Below are 22,903 nucleotides of genomic sequence, written 5' to 3'. Positions count from 1 at the left end.
AAGAAGTATCGAAAGCGTAGAATTGTCATCAAAACTGAGGGGGTGTCGTTAACTCAGGATGGGTTCGGAGGAAACCTGTTTACTGTCCGTTCGGTGACCGGTATAAAGGCGGCGTGAACTTAATACAGGCTTGAGTGTGGAACGTGAGAACCTACGACATGGATGCCAAGGGAGAGATTTCAAGTGGAAGCCCCACGAGAATCAGAGTACCAATGCCATGTATAGGGGCGGAATAACTCGTAGTAGCAATGAAACCTCCTAACGGAGAAGGAGCAAAGGGGTTATATTATTCAGTTTTATAAACAAGTCAACCATAAAAGTGGGAGGAACTTATGCATAAAACAAAGCCGTATGTGATAGCTAAAAACATAGTATATGAAGCCTTCCTGAGGGTGAAAGCAAACAAAGGGTCAGCCGGAATTGATGATCAATCCCTCGAAGAATTCGAAGGGAATCTCAAAGATAATCTGTATAAAGTATGGAATCGAATGTCATCTGGAAGTTACTTTCCTCCAGCTGTTAAAGCTGTGGAAATACCGAAGAAAGCCGGAGGTACAAGAATACTTGGAATTCCAACGGTTGCGGATAGAATTGCACAAATGACAGTGAAATTATATTTTGAACCTTCGGTCGAACCAATCTTTCATGCTGATTCCTATGGATACAGACCTAAGAAAAGTGCCATTCAAGCGATAGAGATCACTCGAAAACGATGCTGGCAATACAATTGGGTACTTGAATTCGATATCAAAGGTCTATTTGATAATATCGATCATGATTTATTGATGAGAGCAGTAGAAAAGCATACGCAAACCGACTGGGTAAAGTTATATATCAAGAGATGGCTAAAAGCACCTTTTCAAACGAAAGAAGGAATAAGAGAGCGCACATCGGGTACGCCGCAAGGTGGAGTCATTAGTCCAGTATTAGCTAATTTATTTCTCCATTATACGTTTGATAAATGGATGGCTATTCATCACCCAAACAACCCGTTCGCTAGATATGCCGATGACGCAGTCATCCACTGCAAGACAGAGGAAGAAGCAAAGAAAATACTTGAATCTCTAGATAAGAGAATGAGGGAATGTAAGCTTGAACTACATTCAGATAAAACGAAAATTGTGTATTGTAAGGATGCAGCTAGAAAAGAAGAGCATGAAAATATCTCATTTGATTTTCTAGGCTATACATTCAGACCAAGACTGTCAAAGAACAGGTGGGGAAAACATTTTGTGAATTTCACACCTGCCATCAGTAATAAATCGAAGAAATCAATCCGGCAAAAAGTGAGAGAGTGGAAACTACAACTGAAGGCAGAGAAAGAGCTGATAGACCTATCAAATATGTTTAACCCAGTAATTCAAGGTTGGATTAATTACTATGGCAAGTTCTACAAGTCTGAAATGTACCCTTCTTTAAGGCATATAAATAAAGCCTTAATTATGTGGGTGAGAAGGAAGTACAAAAGGCTCGCGCGTCACAAGAAGAAAGCAGAGCATTTTGTGGGTAGAATTGCGAAACAGAATCCCAAACTTTTTAAACACTGGGATCTAGGTATCAAGCCTACGGCTGAATAATGGGAGCCGGATGAGCTGAGAGGTTCACGTCCGGTTCTGAGAGAGACTACTGGGGAGGTTCCAGTGGTCTACTTGCCGTACTATCTTTGTGAAGACACGAAAAGCCGCCAAACGTGCAATGGGAAATATCTCAAGCTTCATTGAAAATAAACTGAAGCTAAAGGTCAACTACGAGAAGTCGAAGTATGATCGCCCTTGGAACAGAACGTTTCTCGGTTTTAGTTTCACGAAGTCAAAGAAGAACCCGAAGGTTCTACTGGCTAAACAAACGGTGAAGAGAGTAAAGAAACGAATCAGGGAAATGACCTCGAGAAAATTACCGATACCCATGAAACTCCGAATAAATAAGTTAAAGCAATACCTTAGAGGTTGGATGGGGTATTTCGCCCTCATTGATACTCCGAACGTATTGAAGAATTTAGATTCATGGATTCGAAGAAGACTCAGGATGTGCCTATGGAAACAATGGAAATTGCCAAGAACGAGAGTGAGGAAACTCAAAGGATTAGGCGTCCCATTTGAAAAAGCATATGAATGGGGAAATAGCAGAAAGGGTTATTGGCGCATAGCGCATAGTCCTATTCTAGACAAAACCCTTAATAATGTTTATTGGCACCACCAAGGGTTAGTAAATCTATATGAACGATATACAAAACTACGTCAGACTTAAACTGAACCGCCGTATACCGAACGGTACGTACGGTGGTGTGAGAGGTCGGAGGCTAGGCGCCTCCTCCTACTCGATTTATGGAACTAAACCAGCTAATAGTTAGTCAACATTTTTCAATGAAAACTTAAAATATTTCATGCTATACTAAATTTGTGCATGCCAAATAACCTTCCAATGAACTTTATTTGGAAAGTTTTGTGCTATTTAGTTATACTTTTAAACTAGGTTAGATCTTGGAAAGTCGAGTTATTTTGTAATAGTGCATAAATCCATTGTAGAAGCTTATTGGCACATGCTATCACCGCTACTTTAAAGGGCTTTCCTTCTTCACGTTTCTTATCATAGAACTCTCGTAATCTCTTGTTCCGAGGGATGATTTCATCTGTCGTTTTCTTCTTGCGACAATCACGAATGGCACAACGAACTGCCATATATAAGGCATGTCGTAGTCTGCCAGAACCTCTTTTGGTAATCCGATTTACTGTGCCTTTAAATTTACCTGATTCAAAGATACTTGGATCAATTCCGGCAAATGCCACTAGTTTTTTAGGGTGATTAAACCGATCAATCTCTCCAATTTCAGAAATAATCGTTGTAGCGATTTTTTCACCGATACCAGGGATGGATTGGATAATCTTATATTCTTCAATTTCTTTTGCCAAAGCATTTATCTCTTCTTCCAATTTGGATAGGTGCTTTTGGTATTCTAGAAGCATTTTTATATACATCTCTAGGCTTAAAATGTGACTCTGATATAAAGTTCTCTGAAAAGGATTTCGAGCTGAGGCAGCCATAAGTTTCTCTGCCTGTGTATTCGCCCACTTTCTAGAACGACTTGGACAAAGTTCATTAATCCTATTTGCTACAGTTTCTTCATCGACTGCTGATATGTTTTCAGAAGTAGGGAATTCTAATAGAGTAAGCAAAGAAACAACCGAATACAAATCTCCAAAAACCCCTCTATATTCAGGAAATACTTGATCAAGAACAGCCTGAAACTGTAGTTTTGTTTGTACATAGATACCTGTTATATTTGCATGTTGTCTTGAAAGATTACGAAGATTTAAGAGTTGTATCCCTCGTTTTTTATAAGGCTCTAAATCCTCTTTATAGTACAGCTCGCAGAGGTGACGTGCATCGATTAAATCTGTCTTTACTTTCCGTAAACTAGAGCTCTTCGCACGATAAGAAATGAGTGGGTTAACGATAATTAATAAGTAACCTCTCTCCTCAAAATACTGTACAACGGGCGTATGATAATGCCCAGTAGACTCTAAAACGACCGGAGGTCGAATTCCTGTTACGTCTTCTATCTCTCTAAGATATTGGTGTAAGCTCTCTAGTCCTTCAATGGTATGTGCTACTTTAAAACTTCTTTTATAAGGCTTCTTTTTATCCAAGAACGCTTGAACCTGACTTTCACCTTTAGCTACATCCAGACCAACCACTGGATTCATTTTTTATCTCCTCCAAAAACATAATATTGCCGGTAACCCCTAATCCTTCTTGTAGTATCATAGCTTCGCTTGTTATACGAGATCTTGGTCCCAACCAGCCAAATCATGTTTAAGCAAGTAGGGGGCGAACTGTTTAGTTGACGGGGTCCAAGCCCCACGGGCAGGAACGTTCTACCCCGGCTACCGTTATCATATATCGATATAAAAATTGTTCAACCAGAAATAACTGGCTGACCTTATAATACGATAGGGGCAGGATAGTTCCATAAGGAATACTGTTAAGTGACATTAAAGTCGTTTAAAAACGTCAGTCCTGTTATTCCATTAAAGGGCCGGATTGTGGAGGATTGGAAAATTTTGATTCTACAAATAATTGGGGGATTGGAAGAAGGAAAGCTATGTATAATTAGTGATGTAAGTTTATGCTTTTTATGTAATAATTATTTTGTAGTAATGTAAAGTTACAATTCATACATAGTGGAGGTGGGGATCATAATGGCAACGGGAACGCATACTGTAGTAGTTCCAGTAGATGTACAAGCAGTTTGGGATTATGTCAGTGATCTCGAAAAATGGGCAACGACAGTACCAGCCTATAAAGAACATGAAATCATAAATGACAAGCAATCTATTTGGACATTTGAAGGTAGTGTGAAAGGTATTAAAAAAACAATACAATCGCAGGTAGATATTACCGAATGGAATGAACCTTCAAATATTAAGTTTGAACTAAAAGGTTTATCAGATAATTTTACAGGAAGCGGTCACTTTACTGCAGAAGATGTTAATGGTAAAACAATAATGACTTGTACGGTGGAAATCCATGCAGGCGGATTATCTGGTGCGGTGTTAACACCAATTATTAAATGGGCTGTTCCAAAAGTAGCATCGCGTTTAACAGAATCTATCGCACGTAAAATTGCAGTATTCTCATAGTTTTCAAAGATTGAAAGCCAATTCATTTTGGAGATACCTTCTCTGAAGTATAGATGGTAACATTCTGAAGTGACCAATATAATGATATCGAGCTCTACTAGAAATTTTATAATTAGCGGAAAGGGGGCTGTCCAAAAAGGATGGCCTCTTTTTTTCAATATTCCAGAATCGGGCTCGATTGTTGAAGAAGAAAGGCCATTACATATTAATCATATAAATTATGTAATGGTCATTAATTTATCTATCTTTTTTTAAATTAGGTCTTGATAACAATTGCAGCTCTTTTTGTTATGGAATTATCGGGGCAAGATAGCATTCCTGTAGAGCGTTAATTATTAACTTTGAAAAAAATAGGGCTCCTCAGTAAGATATGAGTAAGACATCACTCTAACTCAAAACCTTAGGAGGAACCCTAATATGAATTTTAAAATGCAGGACAAACAAAATCAACTCATTGAACGAATTTCTGATCGACATCTCGTTGTTGGCGTGGATATCGCCCAACAATTTCACGTTGCTCGAGCTGTAAATTATCGAGGAATCGTGGTAGGTGATCCTCTTACTTTTGAAAATAACGAAGAAGGCTTTAACAGATTTCTAGAATGGATTAATAAACTAAAAGGTAAAAACAGCTTAGACACAACTATTGTCGGGATGGAACCTACAGGTCATTACTGGATTAATCTATCGAAATGGTTATCTAACGAAAAGATTGATGTCGTAATAGTCAATCCTCACCTTGTAAAAAGAAATAAAGAGAATCGAGAGAACACTCAGTCCAAAAGTGATAAAAAAGACGCTCTCGTGATTGCGGATATGGTCAAGAATGGATACTATTCTTTTGTTGGTTCTGGTGCAAAAATTACTCGCTAGAAACATAGAATGTCAGTTTCCTTTAAATTGCTAATTTATGAAGCTGACCCAAGCAGTTTATGGATGAATTCTTTTTGGTTTTGGGCAGACTTCACCCCTTGGTAAACCTGCTTCTTTTTAAGCATATGCATCGCTTCTATGCCACTCAGTATGTAAGTAGCTGTACGAAATGATTTCAATCCTAACATCGAACGAACTCGCTTCTTTATAAAACGATGATCCTGTTCCACCATATTATTGAGATATTTAACTTGCCTTATTTGTATGCCTTCAGGCATACGTTTCTCTTCTTTTAACTCTTGAATCGCTACGGGATAGGCTGGGTTTTTGTCCACTGTTATGACACGAGGTTTACAAACATGAGAAGCAGCCAAGGCTTTCTTGAAAAAGCGCTTGGCTGCTTGTTTATCTCTTGATTCACTTAGATAAAAGTCAATCGTATTCCCTTCTGAATCGACTGCACGATACAAATACATCCATTGACCTTTTACTTTCACATACGTTTCATCGACTCTCCAAGAGTCATTTGTTGGCTTGAGATGACGCCGTACTCTTTCATTTAATTCAGGTCCATATTGATGAACCCAACGCATAATGGTTGTGTGAGCGATAGATAAACCTCGTTCATCCATCATTTCTACCAAATCACGAAAACTCAAACTGTACCGCAGGTACCATCTCACCGTTAACATAATCATTTCCGGCTGATAGTTCTTCCACTTAAATAAATGTTCATTCGTCATACTGATCATTCTCCTTTTTTTAGAGTAATAGTATCAGTATGTCCAAGATTTAGAGATTGTTTGCAATTGTTTTGAAGTTTTTGCACCAGAACCATCAATCTTTTTTCAAAATGGATTCATTTTAGTTATAGTATTTTATTTGTTTTTAAGGTGTTATTAATCAAACTTTATTCTAAATCTACAATTCAAGGTGACCTGTCACTATCAATTAATCCTCAATAACTAGTTTTTCCTTACCCTACTTACCTATGTAATATTTACTATATTTAGAAGAGTTCTAAAATTCTCATTACATTATTTTTAAGATAAAGTATAATTTTGGAAGAGGGAAATAATCATCTGAATATTCTAAATAAAATTCATATTCTATTTACTATGACCTATATAAATAGAGTTTAATTAGGGGAGGATGGAAATAGTGGCTAAGAAAAAGTTAAGTAGACGTAAGTTTTTAGGTTATCTAGGAGCTGGTTTAGTAACTGTGACAGCAGCTAATTTACCTATTAAGGCTTTAGCAGGATTAAACGAAACGAAAGCTACATCTGAAGTTAATTCAGAAGATTTACCTAAAGAACCTGGTACATGGGGCGATACAATTTTAGAAATGGAAATTGAACTACCTCAAGACCCAAATGTTCTCCTGATGGATGTAGAGACCATTTATAATTTAAATCAATGAAATTGAATAATAAATCAGGGGGGAGTTTTTATGTCTTTACGAATTAATATGGTCAACACAGCCATATCTCAGATTGGCACATTAGAAGGAAATAATAATGACAATAAGTATGGGAGATGGTTTGGTCTAAACAATCAGCCATGGTGTGCCATTTTTGTGAGCTGGTGTGCTGCTCAATCAGGAAATATGGAATTCAATGGGGAACACCGTCCACTTTTTGCTCGCAGTGCTGCAGTAAGAGATCATCGATGGTTTCATGATACTTTTGGTGAATATTTTACTAAATCAGGATTCATCAATTATATTGGGAATGACTCCAAGAAAGTTGCCAGGGCGACAGGAAGCCTTATTTTTTTTAGTGGAGACTCTCATATAGGCATCGTTGAGCAATATTATCCTGGGGAACAAGCAGTTCTTACAGTAGAAGGGAATACTTACACCCCCTCTAAAGGAGAGGAAATTCAAGGCGTGTTTCGTCGTTATCGCCGTCTTTCTGATTCGAAAATAGTGGGATTTGCTCTTCCTTACTATGAATTTTATAGCAGCGGATCCCCTGGGAGCGTAAAGCCGGTACCACCTCCTTACGGTAACAGTGGAACTGTGGATAACCCCACATCATTCCCAGGAGCAAGGTATTTCTATATTGGTGCCTACAATAACTATGTCACGCTATTAGGGAAAATGCTAATAAAAGCAGGATATGGTAATTTTTATCAAGTAGGAGCAGGTCCTCGCTTTACGGAAACAGACCGGCAAGCATGCGCAGCCTTTCAAAGAGCACAAGGCTGGAGTGGAAGTGGCGCAGATGGTATTCCTGGAACATCTACATGGGAGCGGCTTAGTGCCATCTATTATGGTGGTGGCGGAAGTGGTGGAAGCGACTGGCCGCCAGCATTTCCAGGTGCACAATATTTTAAGGTTGGAGCCTCAAACCAATACGTAAAATTATTGGGTGTTCAGTTAGTAAAGGCTGGATTTGGTCGACACTATACCGTTGGACCGGGTCCTGCGTGGAGTGAAGCAGATCGCCTAAACTGTCAAGAGTTCCAAAGAGCACAAGGTTGGACAGGCAGCGATGCAGATGGATATCCGGGTCCTACGACATGGCAAAGATTGTTTGATATAGTTGGTAGCACCCCAAATGTTTCGACATTTCCCGGAAGCCATTTCTTTGGCCCTGGTGCAAATAACGAATATGTTACAACCCTTGGTAAACGATTAATTAACAAAGGGTATAGTAAGTATTATTCTGTCGGAGCAGGTCCAAAGTGGAGTGAGGCAGACCGTCAAGCTTGCGCTGCTTTCCAACGTGCTCAAGGTTGGTCTGGAAGTGATGCAGATGGCATTCCTGGTCCTTCAACATGGCAAAAGCTCTTTGCATAAAAAATATAACAGAGAGGAATTGATAAAATGCCAAACATTGGAGTTCCTGGATTATATCCATACTAGATAATCCACCAAAACCTGAATTAGATATTATGGCTTGGCGAGAGTGGGAAGAGTTACACGGTAGAGGCTAAATTATTAATGCTTTTCTTAAAATAAGGATTTTGAAGCTTAGAGGTATAATAGTACATTAAGGAGCTGAACGTAGCTCCTTTTCTTATGCTGTTAAAGGAGTAGCATTCCTGCAATGAATGAAAATGAGTTTTGAGCACATCTTTCTTATTAAACAAAACCAGCTAAGTTTGTGATTTAATACACTTAAACTACCATGAAAATTAAACACTAATAATAAGAAAAAAGACCATATTAAATAAAACGCAAGCTTCAATTTTTTTAAAAAAGAGTAGCGCCCTATTAAAGATCTCCTAGAATTAATCGGTGGTTAGGATGCTTCTGATATATTTACGGTATATCCTAAGTTTTCTAACCTTCGGACCGAATTTCTTACAATGGAAGCTTGCTTTTGTTTATCAAAATACTCTTCGCCTAAGTCTACATACATTTCTTTCCTTGTTAAAAGATAATAAGAAATTCTTAACATGGCGTGGGCAACGGCAATTCCAGCTCGTTTTCTTCCTTTTCGCGCAGCTGTCCGTCTGTATAGAGCACCAAGATAGTTTTTGGAGGCTCCAACTGAATGAGCAGCTTCGATTAAAGCAGATTTTAAATATTTATTTCCCTTTTTGCCTCTGGTTGATTTCCTTTTTCCTGCACTTTCATTGTGTCCTGGTACGAGGGCGGCCCATGAACATAATCTGGCTGCACTTTCGAACTGTTTTTCAACGTCCGTTCCGATTTCAGCTAGAATTTGTTCTGCCATTCGAGTGGCAATACCAGGTATTGAATCCAGTCGTTCTATGCTTTCTTGATACACACTGACTCTTTGGGCAACCTCTTGATCGAGTTTTTCAATCTGTTCAGTCAGAAAATCAATATGAGTTAGAATCGTTTTGAGCATCATGCGTTGATGAGGATTCACATACCCATTCAGGGCAAGGATTAAATCATCTTTTTTCTTCTTCATCGAACGTCGCGCAAAGTTTGCTAGTTTCTCAGGATCATCCTCACCAATTGCGATCGCATGAAGCATGTCCTTTGATGAAACACCCATGATATCCGATACGACAGAGCCTAATTTGATATTTGCACCTTCAAGCACCTTTTGAATTCGATTATGCTGTCTGGCTCGTTCTTCAATAATACTTCTACGATACCGAACAAGCTCACGCAATTCTCGTTGATTTCGATCAGGGATAAAGCTTGCCTTCAATAAACCATGACGAAGAAGTTGAGCGATCCACTCAGCATCCTTGACATCTGTTTTTCGACCAGGGACTGCTTTCATATGTTGTGCGTTAACAACTAAAAATTCCATTTCTTCAGCCTCAATTAAGTTCACGATAGGCTTCCAAAACACACCTGTGCTCTCCATAGCGACATGAGTGCAACCATGTGATTTAATCCAATCCATCAGTTGAATTAAAAACACCGTTTTTGTAGAAAATGTTTGAATCTCCTTTCCTTCGGGGGTCATAATGCAGGTGGTAATGTTATCTTTATGTACATCCATTCCGCATACTCGTTCAATGATAACTTCCATTGAAACCATCCTTCCTATGGCGAAAAAATTAGAGGCTGGTGCAAAAACCAGAATAGGATTAATCTACCATGAGTGCTTCCCGTAAGGGAGCGACAGTCTGTGATGCACCGAGGTCGTTGGAGTCAGACTAACGGATGGGCTCTAATGGCACCATAGTTCATCGACCTTCCTCACCCAACCATAGAATCAGTATGGACGGTTTTCCACCATTTTCATTCTCTGTGGTGCAGCGCTGGTCGTGCGCTGCATGGTTGGCTAACGGGGCAGCATTCCTGTAATGAATGAAACTGAGATTTTAGCACAAAAAGACCTCTTGATATGATTAAAGTGTCCCAAAGCTCGCCAGCGAAAAGGACAATGTTCTGGGTCCAAAGGTATTTTGTCCTCAGCTAGGATGAAAACGAAGGTAAGGATAATCGAAGAAGAAATTTAGGGATGTGAAGGGTAAGGAGCTATTAGTGGCAGTGGCAGTAAAAGCACTAAACTTAAATCAGAAAGTATCGTATGTGCAAGCTGTGTACCCGCTTCTGTGGCGGAAAAATTCGTTATGCACATCATGGGTACGACCCTAGTTGACTGCGCTGCTTGTATGGTCGGGTTGTCATCAATGACTTCTAAACTTCCATCTTGCCTCATTCTATAACCAAACGGACTTACGTAGGTCAAATCGTAGGCTACTTCACGTACCTGCTCCGCACCGGCCTGCCCATAAACGTTTGTAAAACCATTCACATCAATGGTGGGTTTCGGTTTCTGGGGAATCTTTACTATCTGTCTGGGATAAATACTAGAAGGGTCTGTAATTCGATTCGTCTTCATAATGGCTTGAACTGTCGTTCCATAACGTCTTGCTATGTCATAAAGGGTATCACGTTCCCTTACTGTATAATAAATGACCTAAATGGTAAGTCTTTGCCCTGGATAGATCGTAGAAGGATTTGTTATGCGATTCGTTTGCATGATTTCCTGTACGGTTGTTCCAAACTGATTCGCGATTTTTTCGAGAGTATCCCCTTGTTGTACCCTGTACTGAAGAATAAGGTTCAGGAATCAAAAGCGCTAGGCCAATAACTAACTTATAGGGATTTTCAAGGCCATTGATCCTAACAATTCGGTTGGTGCTGACACCATATTGTTGGGAAATCCTCCATAAAGAATCCCCCCTATTCACCACATGGATTTTCACGTGCAATGCCCCACTTTCCTTCATAAATAGTCCATTCATTTTATTCCCTATATAGCCCTTATATGTTTCGTGGCGTTTACCATTCCAGAATTCTTAGTTTTTTCGCTCTTCTAGCTGATAATTATCGTTCCCCAAGGTGAATCCTAAATGTTTATCTAAACAATTCCTTCGTATTCAAAGCGTATACTCGCTAAATAGTTTGTACATGTTAAGAGAAAAACAAGGGAGGGATTTCAGTTGGAGTGGATTTTTTATCTATACCTGTTAAATACGTTCTTTATGTTATTCATAGCAATTTGGGAAGTTCGTAGGCCTGCCAAGGCTTTAAATTGGATAACAATCGGCCTTATTTTGCCTGTCCTTGGTTTCTTGCTATATCTCAGCACATCAAATCCCAAGCGTATTCATCGGAAAAGATTAACCTCTTCTCATAATGAGTTTGACAAATTACCTGATACATATGGTGATTCTGCCTCGATAATCGCTGATGCTTTACGGCATTTCACCGTGCATGGGCTTCGAGTCGGCCAAGTCCAAGTACTTAACAATGGAATAGCAAAGTATGAACAACTAATCAAATCCCTACAAACAGCCCAAAAAACCATTGATCTGGAATATTACATCTACCGGAATGACCAAATTGGGAATCGAATCACAGAACTGCTAATTGATAAAGCAGAAAACGGAGTTCGGGTTCGTTTTGTGAGAGATGGTTGGGGAAGCAAAAAATTTCCGCGTAATGAGATCCTTCGGATGATGGATGCAGGGATTGAATGCCGGACAATATTCCCCTTACGCTTTCCCTGGATTCTGTCCAATTGGAATTATCGGGATCATTCTAAGATTGTCACAATCGATGGAAAGGAAGCTTTTACCGGTGGTATCAACGTGGGGTATGAATATACAGGATTAAAGCCTGAGATAGGTTACTGGCGGGATACTCATTTGCAAATCATAGGGGAAGCAAAAGAAGATTTGCAGACGATTTTCGACGTTCATTGGAATATCGCTTTGCCGGAACAGATAAAGTCGAAAACAAAATCTAAGATAACGAAAAAACCCACTAAATTTCCAAAACATAAATCAAAGGAAGTCGATCGAACTGGCAGCATAGATCTTTCCAGATGGTCAGCCGAATGGGGATCTGAATTGAGCATCGTAGAGGAAAAAGAGGTAAACAAATCAGGGACATTGCCAAAAGCGTACATTCATACGTTGGAAGGAAATCCTGGAGTTCCTACTCCGGTCATTCGGCAGGCTTACTTTATATGCATATCACAGGCGACCAAGACGATTGATATAACGACACCCTACTTTGTACCAAATACAGATATTATCATGGCATTAAAGACAGCTGTGGCTCGTGGTGTACGCGTAAGATTGCTGGTTCCTCGTCATATTGATCAAAAAATTGTGGGCTTTGCAAGCCGTACCTATTACGGGGAACTTATAGAAGCAGGAGTCCAAATTTACCAGTACGACAAAGGAATGTTACATGCGAAGCTGATGATCATAGATGAGGAGATCGCAGAAGTAGGAGCAGCAAACTACGATATGAGAAGTTTTCGTCTTAATTATGAGGTGTGTGAAGTCTTGTATAGTGCTGATGTAGCTAAGGAACTCACACAGCAATTCGAGCGCGATCTTATTGATTCTGTCCCGCTGCATCAGGAAGATTTACTACAACGATCCCTTACAGAGTGCATTCTCGAAAAAGGTGCTCGTCTACTTTCACCATTGTTATAAATTCTGTTTTTCTTGTTCTTACTAAAATAGATATCGACTTTCTTTAGCGGATTACTTCTTTTTTCACCAAATATACACACATAAAACAAAACTATAATAAATGGTGTTTTTTATTGGGATGGGAAAGGATGACCATGATGAAGCATTTGTGGCGGAAATTGTTGAAATCTAAAATGGCGAAAATAACTCCAACAGTGGGACAATTCAAGCAAGAACCAGATCCGCTATTTGATAACTTGACTAATAACGAAAACAAGTTCCGCTCTATATATAAAGATTGCTCTGATGTTATCTTTCGTCCTTTTTTCATAGGTGGAAAAGATAAATCCATTCTACTTTACATTGAAGGTTTGTCAAACATTGAAGAAATAGATGACAACGTACTTTCTCCACTTATGCAGAACACTGAGGAGGAATTCTACAACGTTAATAGTCTGATCGAAAAGAAAATATCTGTTTCCAATGTGAAAGAAATCAAAACATTTTCTGAGTGTATACAGGAAATCTCCTCGGGAAATCCAGTGATACTGGTAGATAAGAGAAAAACGGGGTTTTCGTTAGGCCTCTCAAAATGGGAGAAACGTTCAGTTGAGGAACCCTCAGCTGAAATGGTTGTCAGGGGACCACGTGAAGCATTTGTGGAAACCTTACGGGTAAACACTTCCTTACTTCGAAGAAAAATAAGAAGTCCCGAACTAAAAATGCAATCAATTGAGATAGGTCGTTACACCAAAACAAAGGTTGTTATCACGTATATGGAAGGAATTGCAGATAGGACTTTAATAGAAGAAACCCAAAACCGGCTAAGCCGAATTGAAATTGACGGAATATTGGAAAGTGGAATGATACAGGAGCTTATTGAAGACAACCCAAAATCCCCTTTCCCACAGGTTTTAGCGACGGAACGCCCTGATGTAGTTACCTCAAACCTTCTTGAAGGACGTGTGGCCATCTTAGTAGATGGAACTCCTTTTTCTATCGTTGTGCCTTCGACTTTTTATTCTCTACTGCAATCAAGTGAGGATTATTATGAACGATTCTTGATTGGGACGGCTATTCGATGGCTTCGTTACCTTTTCCTTGTGATTTCACTGTTCCTCCCTGCCCTGTATGTGGCGTTAATCACCTTTCACCATGAAATGATTCCGACGAACCTTTTGATTAGTATGGCTGCCTCGCGAGAGCATGTTCCATTTCCTGCTCTCGTTGAAGTTTTAATCATGGAAGTCATGTTTGAAGCGTTGCGTGAAGCAGGGTTACGACTTCCGAAACAAATCGGGGGTGCAGTAAGCATTGTCGGGGCTCTTGTCATAGGTGAAGCTGCTGTTTCCGCGGGAATTGTCTCTGCACCAATGGTTATAGTCGTTGCGATTACAGGCGTCGCCTCTTTTACGATTCCACGGTATCCGGCAGCAATCGCGATTCGTATGCTTCGTTTTCCAATGATTCTGCTTGCCGGGACACTAGGGATGCTTGGAATTATGCTTGGGACCATCACAATAATTATCCACTTATGCACGCTTCATTCCTTTGGTGTACCGTATCTTAGACCAGTAGCTCCGTTAAAAAGTAGTGAGTTAGAAGATGTGCTTACACGTACCCCATGGTGGAAGCTGAATCCAAGGACTCAATCAACAGGGGAATACAATAAATATCGACAATCCAATGGGCAGATGCCTGATCCGACTAGTAGGGGTAAAGAGTAGCAAATCTTTTATGTATTGAGGTGATACGGAATGATTGAAAAAGGAAGGATTAGCGCTTTGCAGATGGCCATCATGATCTATCCGACGATTATGGCAACGGCTATTCTCTTAGTGCCGGCCATTACGGGTAAATTCGCAAAACAAGACATGTGGTTATCGCCAATTTGGGCCTCTTTCGCGGGTTTTCTTTCTGTCTATATTGCACAACAATTGAATAGGCGCTATCCAGGGCAAACAGTCATCCAATATAGCGAGAAAATTTTAGGATGGATTCCAGGAAAAATTATCGGGTTTGTTTTCCTATTCTTTTATTTACATACAAATGGAATTGTATTAAGGGAGTACGGGGAATTTATCGTTGGGAATTTTATGACAAAAACCCCAATGGTCGTAGTAATTGGAAGCATGGTACTAGTCTGTGCCTTTTCCATACACGGCGGACTTGAAGTAATAGCGAGAAGTGCAGAATTTCTTGTTCCAGTGGTTATTATATTGCTTCTAGTCATCGTTATATTACTTATCCCGGATCTAGAACCTAAGAATTTATATCCTGTCATGGAGAAAGGTATTATGCCTTCTGTGAGGGGAGCGGTTGTTCCATCGAGCTGGTTTACCGAATTCTTTCTCATCTCTTTCTTACTCCCATTTTTAGGTAAAAAAGAAAAAGGATTGAAATGGGGCATGATCTCGGTGTTTGCTGTGATGCTTACTATGGTGGTAACCAATTTGTTTTCTATTTTTTTATTTGGGGGCATCACAGCTACTTTTACTTATCCGGTCATGAATGCTGCCCGGTATATAAACATAGCGGATTTTCTCCAACACCTTGAATCTATAGTGATGGCGATTTGGGTCTCTGGTACGTTTATCAAAATTTCGGTCTTCTATTATGCCATTGTAATTGGTACTGCTCAATGGTTAAATTTATCTGATCACCGGCCGATTGTTTTTCCGCTTGGGTTCTTATTAGTGGTAGTCAGCATTTGGTCGTCCCCGAATTTACAGGAACTCACTCATTCATTGGGCACTACTTGGCCTTTTTATGCCATTTTCATTCAAACGATTGTACCCCTTGTATTGTTGTTGCTTGCTGTTCTGTGTAAAAAAACTTCTAAAAAGTCCAACTAATCACGTGCCTGAAAGGGGAAAAAGAGGGAAAATGATGAATACTATTTCTTTAACGAAAGCAGTAAAACTAATGCTCATTTTTTCAATTTGTTCATTTACCCTCTTGCTTGCAGGCTGCTGGGATCGAGTAGAAATCAATAACTTAGGAATTGTTTTGGCAGCAGGACTTGATAAAACCGCTGACGATAAGTTTGAGATTTCTGTACAAATGGCTATCCCTGAAGCGATGGGAGGAGGACAAGGAATGGGTGGGGGGGAAGGCGGAGGAGGTAAGATGGTGATCGTTGAAAAAGCAACGGGTACTACAATTTTCGATGCCATGTCACTACTTCAGGAAAAGTTTTCCCGCCGTATTTTCTGGGGACATAACCAGGTAATCATCATTGGCGAAAAACTGGCTAAAGAAGGGATTCAGAAGCACATTGATTTTTTCGCACGTTACCCAGATTCACCAATCAGAGCAAATACATTTGTCACTGACGGAGAAGCCATAGATGTTTTGAAAGCTATTCCTGATTTAGAGAGAAGTTCAGCAGAGTTTGCAAGAGACCTAGCAAACTTAAAAGTGGGAATGAGTGTAACGGTGAAAGACTTGTTGCAGATGTTAAGTGGCGAGTCGGAAGCAGCTGCACTTCCTTGGATAGAGGTAGAACAGGAAGGTCGTTTAAGTGTGAACGGAACGGCAGTTTTTAAAAAAGATAAAATGGTAGGGAGAATCGACGATAAAATAACAAGGGGATTATTATGGGTAAGAAATGAAATCGAATTATCTGCCGTAACCGTTAAGCCAAAAAAAGGTGCTGAAGACCATATTTCATTCAATCTCCTTCGTTCCCGTACGGAGCTGATCCCGAAAATTGAGAACGGGAACTGGATAATGACGGTTAAAATTGTGACGGAAGATGATGTAGTGGAAAACGAGACAAAATTAAATCTTATGAATCCAAGGATTGTGAAAAAGCTTGAAAGGCAATTAGAACTAGAAATTGAACAAAGAATTCGCATAATGCTTGAACAACTTCAAAAAGAGATGGAAGCAGACATTTTGGGTTTTGCCGAGGCGTTTCACCGTCAATATCCAGATCAGTGGTCCAAAGTAAAGGATCAGTGGGGTGAGAAATTCCCAGAAATAGAGGTTGAAATCAAAAGTAAAGCGTATATAAGGAGACCAGGAATGTCTACTTCACCGCAAGGAGTACCGGAAAAAGAGGTGATAGGAAATTGAGGTTGGCTTCAGTGTTCGGTATAACCGTCGTTGCTATTCTCATGACGCTATATGAATGGCAAAAAATGAATAAGAATCAGAAGAAGGAAAAACGGGCCTTTGTGACATTGACAATGGCAGGATGGCTGCTAGCCGTCCTTCTCGTTTTCTTTCCGGATATGCCAGGACCTACACACTTGATGGATGTGATTTTTAAGCCCTTAGGCAAGCTTTTGGAAAAGTAATGTTAAAAGGGAGAAAATTTTGTTTGAAAGAGAGATAATTTTTGTCTTTCAACTGGGAATTATGTTTAATTAGCAGGAAATACTTTAGAAGCGACTGTACAAACGCCTGCAAGAAGAATGGTTGAAATAAGTGATTCCGACAAGTATGTTTTTACTGTCAGAAGGAGCGAAAATGATTCGTGGTCAAACGATTATTATGACGGTGGTATTCCTTGCTTTGTTAACTTTATTGGTAAAAATTCAAAGTTTTTTTATCCGGATACTACCGTGATTTCAGATGGAAAAGAAAAATCAAGCAGGTAATTTTACAAACGCTGGTCAATTCGGTACTGGCTCCATGCCAACAATGGCTTTGGTCCATTTCATGATCACTTTTTATTTGCGAGATCCAGTCCAGAAAATGCCGAAATCCTTCTTTCGTATTTTCGAAGTAACAGGGTGAACCAAACTCTAATCCTCTAAAGTCTTGAGCTCTGGCTGATGTTTGAATTTTGCGGTATCGACACCGATAATAAGTGTTTCAGAAGTAATTTGAGCGATTTTCTTGTGTTGGTTATAATTCATGATTGGCCTCCTGATTATGATGAAGTTCAATTAAGCAATATATGGCCTATGAACTAATGTTCATAGATGGAAGGCTGATCTTACTAGATCAGCCTTTTCAATTATAGAATCAAAAAGATATTTAATTATCTTAACTTTCAAATTAAAGTAATTTAGCTTTTAGGAAAGCCTTTAATCTAAAGGAATGATAGTAAATAATCCTTAATCTTAATAATTTTTTCGTTGCTTAACGCCCACATTGTGTGAACGAGTCGATCAAGGAATGGAAGAAATTCTTATTCAGGGCAGCAAGTAAATTTCATAATGAGGCGGATCGGATAGATTCTTTTTTTGTAACCGTCCTTCGTTTACTAATTCCTGTAGGGTTCTTTCAACTTCCTCTCTATTTATATGAAAAAGATCTGCGATTTTCACTGTGGAAATGGAGATGTATTTCGGCTTTTTTGTAGAAGAAATGATCATCGTTTGTACTCGATGAAACAAAGTGTCCTTTTCCATTTGTCTCACCCTCCTTCTCTGTCCATATATGAATATATAGAAACTTAACTAATTCCCTAAAAGGGTAACCAATCATAGATGTTCATATGCATCCTTTTTCCATCTCAAACTGTAAAATCTCGATAATGAATAATATTATTTTCAGATAAGGTAAATCTAAACGGAAAAAGGAGGGATATCATGGGATTTCATAGTCCGCTACGGATTGCACAATTAACGGTAGAGGCAGGTACTCGCAAAGCCACATTGCCCCTTCACAGTATGCTCATCTTTGGTTTTTTGGGAGGGCATACATATCAATTGGATATCTATTGGATATTAGAGTGATAGCGGATCTACCGAAAGAGTGGGGGACCTTCGGCACATTTCTTGGGGCTGCGGTTTTTCCTTTAGGACTAATCTTAATTATCATCGCTGGTGGGGAACTGTTGACCGGAAATATGATGGCCGTATCCATGTCCTTTTTTTCTGGAAAGGTTACGGCGGCAAATCTTTTAATGAACTGGTTTTGGATTACAATCAGTAACTTTATAGGTGCACTTTTTGTAGCTTACGCTTTTGGGAATCCTTTTTCTCTGCAATTGGTTGTAACTGGTTGGTGGGTTTAGCTGTTTGGCTGGCATATGGTTCAGAAGATGTTGGAGGGAAAATTCCGGCAATGGCCATTTGGTTTCCAATTATAGGATTTGTTGAAAGTGGATTTCAACATGTTGTCGCAAATATGTTTGTTATTCCGGCAGCGATATTTGCAGATTATTTTACCTGGAATGACTTTCTCACAAACTTTATTCCTGTGTTTCTTTGGAATGCAGTAGGGGGGAGTGTGTTTGTAAGTGCAGCCTATTGGTTATCCTATTACGGCTATATGCAAACTGGATCACACCAATCGAAACAATCTAAACGGAGGTAATATAATGAAAGATACTACCTTTTCTGTACAAATAAATGGAAAAGAATATACTGTGGCTCCCGGACAAACTATTTTGGAAGTGGCACAGACCTATGATTCTTACATTCCAAGTATTTGTTATCACCCGAATCTTGGATCCATTCAAACATGTGATACCTGCTTCGTGACAGCAGATGGTCAAATGGTCCGAGCTTGTGCGACAAAAGCAGAACCTGGAATGAAAATAGACACGCTTTCCAAACCCGTGAGAGATGCACAATATGAAGCAATGTCTCGGATTTTAAAAAATCATGAGCTTTATTGTACGGTCTGTGATAACAATAATGGGAATTGTGTTGTCCATAATACGGCAGAATATCTTGAAATTGAACACCAAGAATATGCATTTGAAGCTAAACCTTATCCACCCGATCATTCGCATCCCTTTTATCGATATGAACCGGATCAATGTATCTTATGTGGTAGATGTGTAGAAGCCTGTCAGGATCTTCAAGTGAACGAAACCTTAACCATCGATTGGAAACGTGATGCACCACGTGTCATTTGGGATAATGATGTACCTATTGATGAATCATCCTGTGTTTCATGCGGCCATTGTGTCACCGTTTGTCCATGTAATGCCTTGATGGAGAAGTCCATGTTGGGGGAGGCGGGTTACATTACCTCCATTCCGCCCAAACTATTAGAGCCGATGATTGATTTGACGAAAGAAATAGAGCCAGGCTACAAAGAGATATTCGCCATTTCAGAAGTGGAAGCGGCTATGAGGAAATCACGGATTAAGCGAACAAAAACCGTATGTACATATTGTGGTGTGGGTTGCAGTTTTGAGATTTGGACCAAGGATCGTCATATCTTAAAGGTTGAACCCCAGGAGCATGCTCCGGCTAACGGCATATCCACTTGTGTCAAAGGAAAATGGGGATGGGATTTCGTTAATAGTGAAGATCGATTGACCAAACCACTAATCCGTAAAGGAGAAGAATTTGTTGAAGCTACATGGGAGGAAGCGCTCCAATTAATCGCTTCAAAGCTGACAGAAATAAAGGAGGAACATGGTTCTGATTCAATTGGCTATATCGCTTCATCGAAGTGTACTAATGAGGAAAATTACTTATTTCAAAAACTTGCCCGTGCTGTTATGGGAACAAATAACGTGGATAATTGCTCCCGATACTGCCAGTCTCCGGCCACAGCAGGTCTATTGAGGACAGTTGGGATTGGTGGAGACTCCGGAACCATTCGAGATATTGAAGCTTCGGATTTGGTTATTTCAATAGGTGCCAATCCTGCTGAGTCTCACCCGGTATTGGCAACTCGGGTTAAACGGTCCCATAAGCTTCATGGACAGAAGTTGATCGTCGTTGATTTAAGAGGAAATGAACTTGCCGAGCGTGCTGATCTTTTTCTCCATCCAAAGCCAAGCACGGATCTTATTTGGATATCTGCAGTTACGAAGTATATCCTTGACCAAGGCTGGGAGGATAAAGAGTTTTTGAATAACAGAGTGAACGGATTGGACGAATTCAGGAAATCCCTGGAGAAGTTTACGATGGACTATGCTGAAGACAAAACAGGCATTTCAACAGATGAATTAATCAAGTTGGCAAACATGATTCATGAAGCAAATTCTGTCTGCGCACTTTGGGCAATGGGGATTACGCAGCATACGGGAGCGACCGATACCAGTACCGCCATATCCAATTTACTGCTTGTTACTGGAAATTATGGTCGCCCTGGGACAGGAGCCTATCCGCTTAGGGGGCACAATAATGTACAAGGAGCCTGTGATTTCGGGACGATGCCTGCTTGGCTTCCTGGGTATGAACCGATTCAGGATGATCAGGTGAGAGCACGTTATGAAAAGGCATGGGGAGTGACATTAGCGAGCGAACCCGGGATGGATAATCACCAAATGGTGGAGGGGATTGATAAAGGAAAACTGAAAGCGCTCTATTTATTTGGTGAAGATATGGCGATAGTAGATTCAAACATTAATTTTGTAGATTCGGCATTAGAAAAGCTTGATTTTTTTGTAGTCCAAGATGTGTTTTTTAGTAAAACAGCACAGTTTGCTGATGTTGTTTTACCTGCGGCCCCAAGCCTCGAAAAAGAGGGGACATTTACAAATACAGAGCGCCGTATCCAAAGATTTTACCAAGTCTTTGAACCAATGGGAGATGCCAAACCAGATTGGCTCATATTCCAAGAACTTGCTAATCTCCTTGGAGCAGATTGGCATTACGAACATCCAAGTGAAATCATGAAAGAAGCAGCAAGCCTGGCTCCATTTTTTGCTGGAGTCAATTATGACAAACTAGAAGGCTTTAATAGCCAAGTATGGCCGGTTGCAAAGGATGGTACAGATACGCCGCTTCTTTATACAGAAAAGTTCGCTTTCCCAGATGGAAAAGCAAGGTTAACTCCAGTCGACTGGACCGAACCATTCATGGCCGGAGTCGAATATGATTTACATTTAAATAATGGCCGTTTGCTTGAACATTTTCATGAGGGGAATTTAACTTATCGATCAGAAGGGATCTCCCACAAAGTTCCACATCCTTGGCTGGAAGTCTCACTAGAGGTAGCGAAGGAAAGGAAAATTGAGGATGGTGCATTAGTCCGTTTAACTTCTCCTTATGGTCAAGTCAAGGTAAAAGCCATCGTCACGGATCGAGTATGTGGTAACGAATTGTATTTGACCATGAATTCTCGTGAAGACCATGAAATGGTCAATCGCTTGACCAGTAGTTATCATGACAAGATTACCCATACGCCTAGCTACAAAGAAATGGGTGTCAAAATGGAGATTTTGGAGGATAAAGGGGAATCGCCATTGCCGAAGGAAAATCATCGTTTCGGAAACCGTATGCCGCAAATTAGCGTCAGAGTTGAAGAAAAGTGGAAACGTGATGACTATATATCGATTAAGGATTTATTTGAAATAGGAGGAGATGAATTTGGCGAAGGCAATCAAGCAAATTAAGAGAGAGTTTCCTTCTAAAGAAGAGCTCCAATCACAGACGGTTACAGAAATACTGACCTCGCTTGCGGATAACAGTGAAGCAATTATCACGTTGATTAAAATAGTTAATCAGCTTCATGAAATAGGGGTGTTGAAAGCGTTGAATGGTTTGTTGGAGAATCGCATTGATGTAGGGGAAATTGCCATCCAGCAAATTAATCAGCCCTCCATGCATAATACAATCAAGAATGGAATGAATGCATTTAAATTCATTGGATCCATACCCCCAGATCAACTCCAGACTTTCATGGAAGGAGTGAGCGGCGGTCTAGAAAAATCATCATCGAGCATTAATGAAAATGAGAAGTCAAGTTTGTGGAAACTTGGGAATAGTATTCGAACACCTGAAGTCAGGCAATCACTCTCTACGATGATCCACTTTTTAGAAGGGATGGGGGAGGTCTTTATACAAAAAAGAGAGAGCGATATTAACAAGGAGGAGAATTAAACTGGAAAAGAGAGTAGTTAAGTTAGAGGGTATGACAAATGAACAAGATGCCGTTAAAATCCAAAGCGCTCTTAATGATGTTTGGGGTGTTCGCCAAGTTCATGTGAGCCTGCAAAAACAGCTGGCAACTTTAAGTTTTAATGAAGATGCAGCTTCTTATGAGGATTTTCTTCAAGCTATTAAAGATACGGGCTTCACTATCGAGACATCAAATCAGTAATTTTCAATCTTGGTAAGCAAATATTTTTATTTTTTCATTATA

Annotated in this window: 19 protein-coding genes and 5 pseudogenes; 16 read left to right on the top strand and 8 right to left on the bottom strand. The window is 39.8% G+C overall.

Annotated elements, in window-relative coordinates; translation table 11 throughout:
- The first annotated feature begins 332 nt into the window (after positions 1 to 332).
- A complete protein-coding gene (gene ltrA / locus RE409_RS28615; protein WP_309559624.1) occupies positions 333 to 1,577 on the top strand; it encodes a group II intron reverse transcriptase/maturase in 1,245 nt (414 codons plus the stop codon).
- Between the two features lie 82 nt (positions 1,578 to 1,659).
- Positions 1,660 to 2,247, top strand: a pseudogene (locus RE409_RS28610) (group II intron maturase-specific domain-containing protein); the annotation flags it as partial.
- A 221-nt stretch (positions 2,248 to 2,468) separates the two neighbouring features.
- On the opposite strand, the gene RE409_RS28605 reads toward RE409_RS28610, so the two are convergent.
- Positions 2,469 to 3,704 (bottom strand): IS110 family RNA-guided transposase, encoded by a 1,236-nt coding sequence (locus RE409_RS28605; protein ID WP_309559623.1) that lies wholly within the window; start codon positions 3,702 to 3,704, stop codon positions 2,469 to 2,471.
- Between the two features lie 495 nt (positions 3,705 to 4,199).
- Here RE409_RS28605 and RE409_RS28600 point away from each other — a divergent pair, with 495 nt between their 5' ends.
- Positions 4,200 to 4,640, top strand: coding sequence for an SRPBCC family protein (locus RE409_RS28600; RefSeq protein ID WP_309559622.1), 441 nt, complete (start codon positions 4,200 to 4,202; stop codon positions 4,638 to 4,640).
- A gap of 417 nt (positions 4,641 to 5,057) precedes the next feature.
- Positions 5,058 to 5,486 (top strand): annotated as a pseudogene (locus tag RE409_RS28595) (transposase); the annotation flags it as partial.
- A 62-nt stretch (positions 5,487 to 5,548) separates the two neighbouring features.
- Here the strand turns inward: RE409_RS28595 and RE409_RS28590 are convergent.
- A complete protein-coding gene (locus tag RE409_RS28590; protein ID WP_309559621.1) occupies positions 5,549 to 6,256 on the bottom strand; it encodes an IS6 family transposase in 708 nt (235 codons plus the stop codon).
- Positions 6,257 to 6,674: 418 nt separating this feature from the next.
- On the opposite strand from RE409_RS28590, the gene RE409_RS28585 reads away from it, so the two are divergent.
- Positions 6,675 to 6,935 carry a twin-arginine translocation signal domain-containing protein gene (locus tag RE409_RS28585; RefSeq protein ID WP_309559620.1) on the top strand — a complete coding sequence of 87 codons (261 nt, stop codon included), beginning with the start codon at positions 6,675 to 6,677 and terminating at the stop codon, positions 6,933 to 6,935.
- Positions 6,936 to 6,965: 30 nt separating this feature from the next.
- Positions 6,966 to 8,318, top strand: coding sequence for a peptidoglycan-binding protein (locus RE409_RS28580; RefSeq protein ID WP_309559619.1), 1,353 nt, complete (start codon positions 6,966 to 6,968; stop codon positions 8,316 to 8,318).
- 445 nt (positions 8,319 to 8,763) lie between these two features.
- Here the strand turns inward: RE409_RS28580 and RE409_RS28575 are convergent, their stop codons facing one another.
- The 4 genes and pseudogenes from RE409_RS28575 to RE409_RS30815 all read right to left on the bottom strand — a co-directional run.
- Complete coding sequence (locus RE409_RS28575; RefSeq protein ID WP_309559618.1) at positions 8,764 to 9,981, bottom strand: IS110 family RNA-guided transposase; 1,218 nt, start codon at positions 9,979 to 9,981, stop codon at positions 8,764 to 8,766.
- A gap of 429 nt (positions 9,982 to 10,410) precedes the next feature.
- Positions 10,411 to 10,836 carry a LysM peptidoglycan-binding domain-containing protein gene (locus RE409_RS28570; protein ID WP_309559638.1) on the bottom strand — a complete coding sequence of 142 codons (426 nt, stop codon included), beginning with the start codon at positions 10,834 to 10,836 and terminating at the stop codon, positions 10,411 to 10,413.
- Between the two features lie 42 nt (positions 10,837 to 10,878).
- Positions 10,879 to 10,977: a LysM peptidoglycan-binding domain-containing protein gene (locus RE409_RS30820; RefSeq protein ID WP_397444209.1), complete on the bottom strand. Its 99-nt coding sequence runs from the start codon at positions 10,975 to 10,977 to the stop codon at positions 10,879 to 10,881.
- A gap of 109 nt (positions 10,978 to 11,086) precedes the next feature.
- Positions 11,087 to 11,191: pseudogene (locus RE409_RS30815) on the bottom strand (LysM peptidoglycan-binding domain-containing protein); the annotation flags it as partial.
- A gap of 213 nt (positions 11,192 to 11,404) precedes the next feature.
- Here RE409_RS30815 and RE409_RS28560 point away from each other — a divergent pair.
- From RE409_RS28560 to RE409_RS28535, 6 genes are all read left to right on the top strand, one after another.
- Positions 11,405 to 12,913: a phospholipase D-like domain-containing protein gene (locus RE409_RS28560; protein ID WP_309559616.1), complete on the top strand. Its 1,509-nt coding sequence runs from the start codon at positions 11,405 to 11,407 to the stop codon at positions 12,911 to 12,913.
- A gap of 134 nt (positions 12,914 to 13,047) precedes the next feature.
- Positions 13,048 to 14,619, top strand: a complete 1,572-nt coding sequence (locus RE409_RS28555; protein WP_397444208.1) for a spore germination protein — start codon at positions 13,048 to 13,050, stop codon at positions 14,617 to 14,619.
- Positions 14,620 to 14,649: 30 nt separating this feature from the next.
- Complete coding sequence (locus RE409_RS28550; protein ID WP_309559614.1) at positions 14,650 to 15,747, top strand: GerAB/ArcD/ProY family transporter; 1,098 nt, start codon at positions 14,650 to 14,652, stop codon at positions 15,745 to 15,747.
- A 34-nt stretch (positions 15,748 to 15,781) separates the two neighbouring features.
- Complete coding sequence (locus tag RE409_RS28545) at positions 15,782 to 16,972, top strand: Ger(x)C family spore germination protein (RefSeq protein ID WP_309559613.1); 1,191 nt, start codon at positions 15,782 to 15,784, stop codon at positions 16,970 to 16,972.
- Entirely contained in the window at positions 16,969 to 17,196 is a 228-nt protein-coding gene (locus RE409_RS28540; protein WP_309559612.1) for a hypothetical protein, read from the top strand. The genes RE409_RS28545 and RE409_RS28540 overlap by 4 nt, the downstream gene beginning before the upstream one ends.
- 277 nt (positions 17,197 to 17,473) lie before the next feature.
- Positions 17,474 to 17,638, top strand: coding sequence for a hypothetical protein (locus RE409_RS28535; protein ID WP_309559641.1), 165 nt, complete (start codon positions 17,474 to 17,476; stop codon positions 17,636 to 17,638).
- On the opposite strand, the pseudogene RE409_RS30810 reads toward RE409_RS28535, so the two are convergent.
- Both RE409_RS30810 and RE409_RS28530 read right to left on the bottom strand, forming a co-directional pair.
- A pseudogene (locus tag RE409_RS30810) lies at positions 17,602 to 17,760 on the bottom strand (IS110 family transposase); the annotation flags it as partial. The gene RE409_RS28535 and the pseudogene RE409_RS30810 overlap by 37 nt on opposite strands.
- Before the next feature lie 279 nt (positions 17,761 to 18,039).
- The gene (locus tag RE409_RS28530; RefSeq protein WP_309559611.1) at positions 18,040 to 18,258 is read right to left on the bottom strand and encodes a PCI domain-containing protein; all 219 of its coding nucleotides are present in this window, start codon (positions 18,256 to 18,258) and stop codon (positions 18,040 to 18,042) included.
- 180 nt (positions 18,259 to 18,438) lie between these two features.
- Between RE409_RS28530 and RE409_RS28525 the strand changes: the two are divergent.
- The 4 genes and pseudogenes from RE409_RS28525 to RE409_RS28510 all read left to right on the top strand — a co-directional run bounded on the left by RE409_RS28525 (position 18,439) and on the right by RE409_RS28510 (position 22,861).
- Positions 18,439 to 19,168: pseudogene (locus tag RE409_RS28525) on the top strand (formate/nitrite transporter family protein).
- 4 nt (positions 19,169 to 19,172) lie between these two features.
- On the top strand, positions 19,173 to 22,154 hold the full coding sequence (fdhF, locus tag RE409_RS28520) for a formate dehydrogenase subunit alpha (protein WP_309559610.1): 2,982 nt from the start codon (positions 19,173 to 19,175) through the stop codon (positions 22,152 to 22,154).
- The gene (locus tag RE409_RS28515) at positions 22,129 to 22,641 is read left to right on the top strand and encodes a helical membrane plugin domain-containing protein (protein ID WP_309559609.1); all 513 of its coding nucleotides are present in this window, start codon (positions 22,129 to 22,131) and stop codon (positions 22,639 to 22,641) included. The genes fdhF and RE409_RS28515 overlap by 26 nt, the downstream gene beginning before the upstream one ends.
- The gene (locus tag RE409_RS28510) at positions 22,619 to 22,861 is read left to right on the top strand and encodes a heavy-metal-associated domain-containing protein (RefSeq protein WP_309559637.1); all 243 of its coding nucleotides are present in this window, start codon (positions 22,619 to 22,621) and stop codon (positions 22,859 to 22,861) included. The genes RE409_RS28515 and RE409_RS28510 overlap by 23 nt, the downstream gene beginning before the upstream one ends.
- Positions 22,862 to 22,903: the final 42 nt, after the last annotated feature.

The sequence above is a fragment of the Peribacillus sp. R9-11 genome (genome assembly GCF_031345095.1).
In the GTDB taxonomy this organism is placed as follows: Bacteria; Bacillota; Bacilli; order Bacillales; family DSM-1321; genus Peribacillus; species Peribacillus butanolivorans.
The sequence above is the reverse complement of the archived record's forward strand: the minus strand, read 5'-3'. Positions and strand labels throughout refer to the sequence as shown.

What these genes read in the sequence shown, in the direction of transcription:
- RE409_RS28535 (WP_309559641.1), top strand. Translation starts at nt 17,474, where the DNA reads ATGGAAAAGAAAAATCAAGCAGGTAATTTTACAAACGCTGGTCAATTC.
- RE409_RS28580 (WP_309559619.1), top strand. Translation starts at nt 6,966, where the DNA reads ATGTCTTTACGAATTAATATGGTCAACACAGCCATATCTCAGATTGGC.
- fdhF (WP_309559610.1), top strand. Translation starts at nt 19,173, where the DNA reads ATGAAAGATACTACCTTTTCTGTACAAATAAATGGAAAAGAATATACT.
- RE409_RS28550 (WP_309559614.1), top strand. Translation starts at nt 14,650, where the DNA reads ATGATTGAAAAAGGAAGGATTAGCGCTTTGCAGATGGCCATCATGATC.
- RE409_RS28530 (WP_309559611.1), bottom strand. Translation starts at nt 18,258, where the DNA reads ATGGAAAAGGACACTTTGTTTCATCGAGTACAAACGATGATCATTTCT.
- RE409_RS28575 (WP_309559618.1), bottom strand. Translation starts at nt 9,981, where the DNA reads ATGGAAGTTATCATTGAACGAGTATGCGGAATGGATGTACATAAAGAT.
- RE409_RS28605 (WP_309559623.1), bottom strand. Translation starts at nt 3,704, where the DNA reads ATGAATCCAGTGGTTGGTCTGGATGTAGCTAAAGGTGAAAGTCAGGTT.
- RE409_RS28600 (WP_309559622.1), top strand. Translation starts at nt 4,200, where the DNA reads ATGGCAACGGGAACGCATACTGTAGTAGTTCCAGTAGATGTACAAGCA.
- RE409_RS28555 (WP_397444208.1), top strand. Translation starts at nt 13,048, where the DNA reads ATGATGAAGCATTTGTGGCGGAAATTGTTGAAATCTAAAATGGCGAAA.
- RE409_RS28590 (WP_309559621.1), bottom strand. Translation starts at nt 6,256, where the DNA reads ATGACGAATGAACATTTATTTAAGTGGAAGAACTATCAGCCGGAAATG.
- ltrA (WP_309559624.1), top strand. Translation starts at nt 333, where the DNA reads ATGCATAAAACAAAGCCGTATGTGATAGCTAAAAACATAGTATATGAA.
- RE409_RS28545 (WP_309559613.1), top strand. Translation starts at nt 15,782, where the DNA reads ATGAATACTATTTCTTTAACGAAAGCAGTAAAACTAATGCTCATTTTT.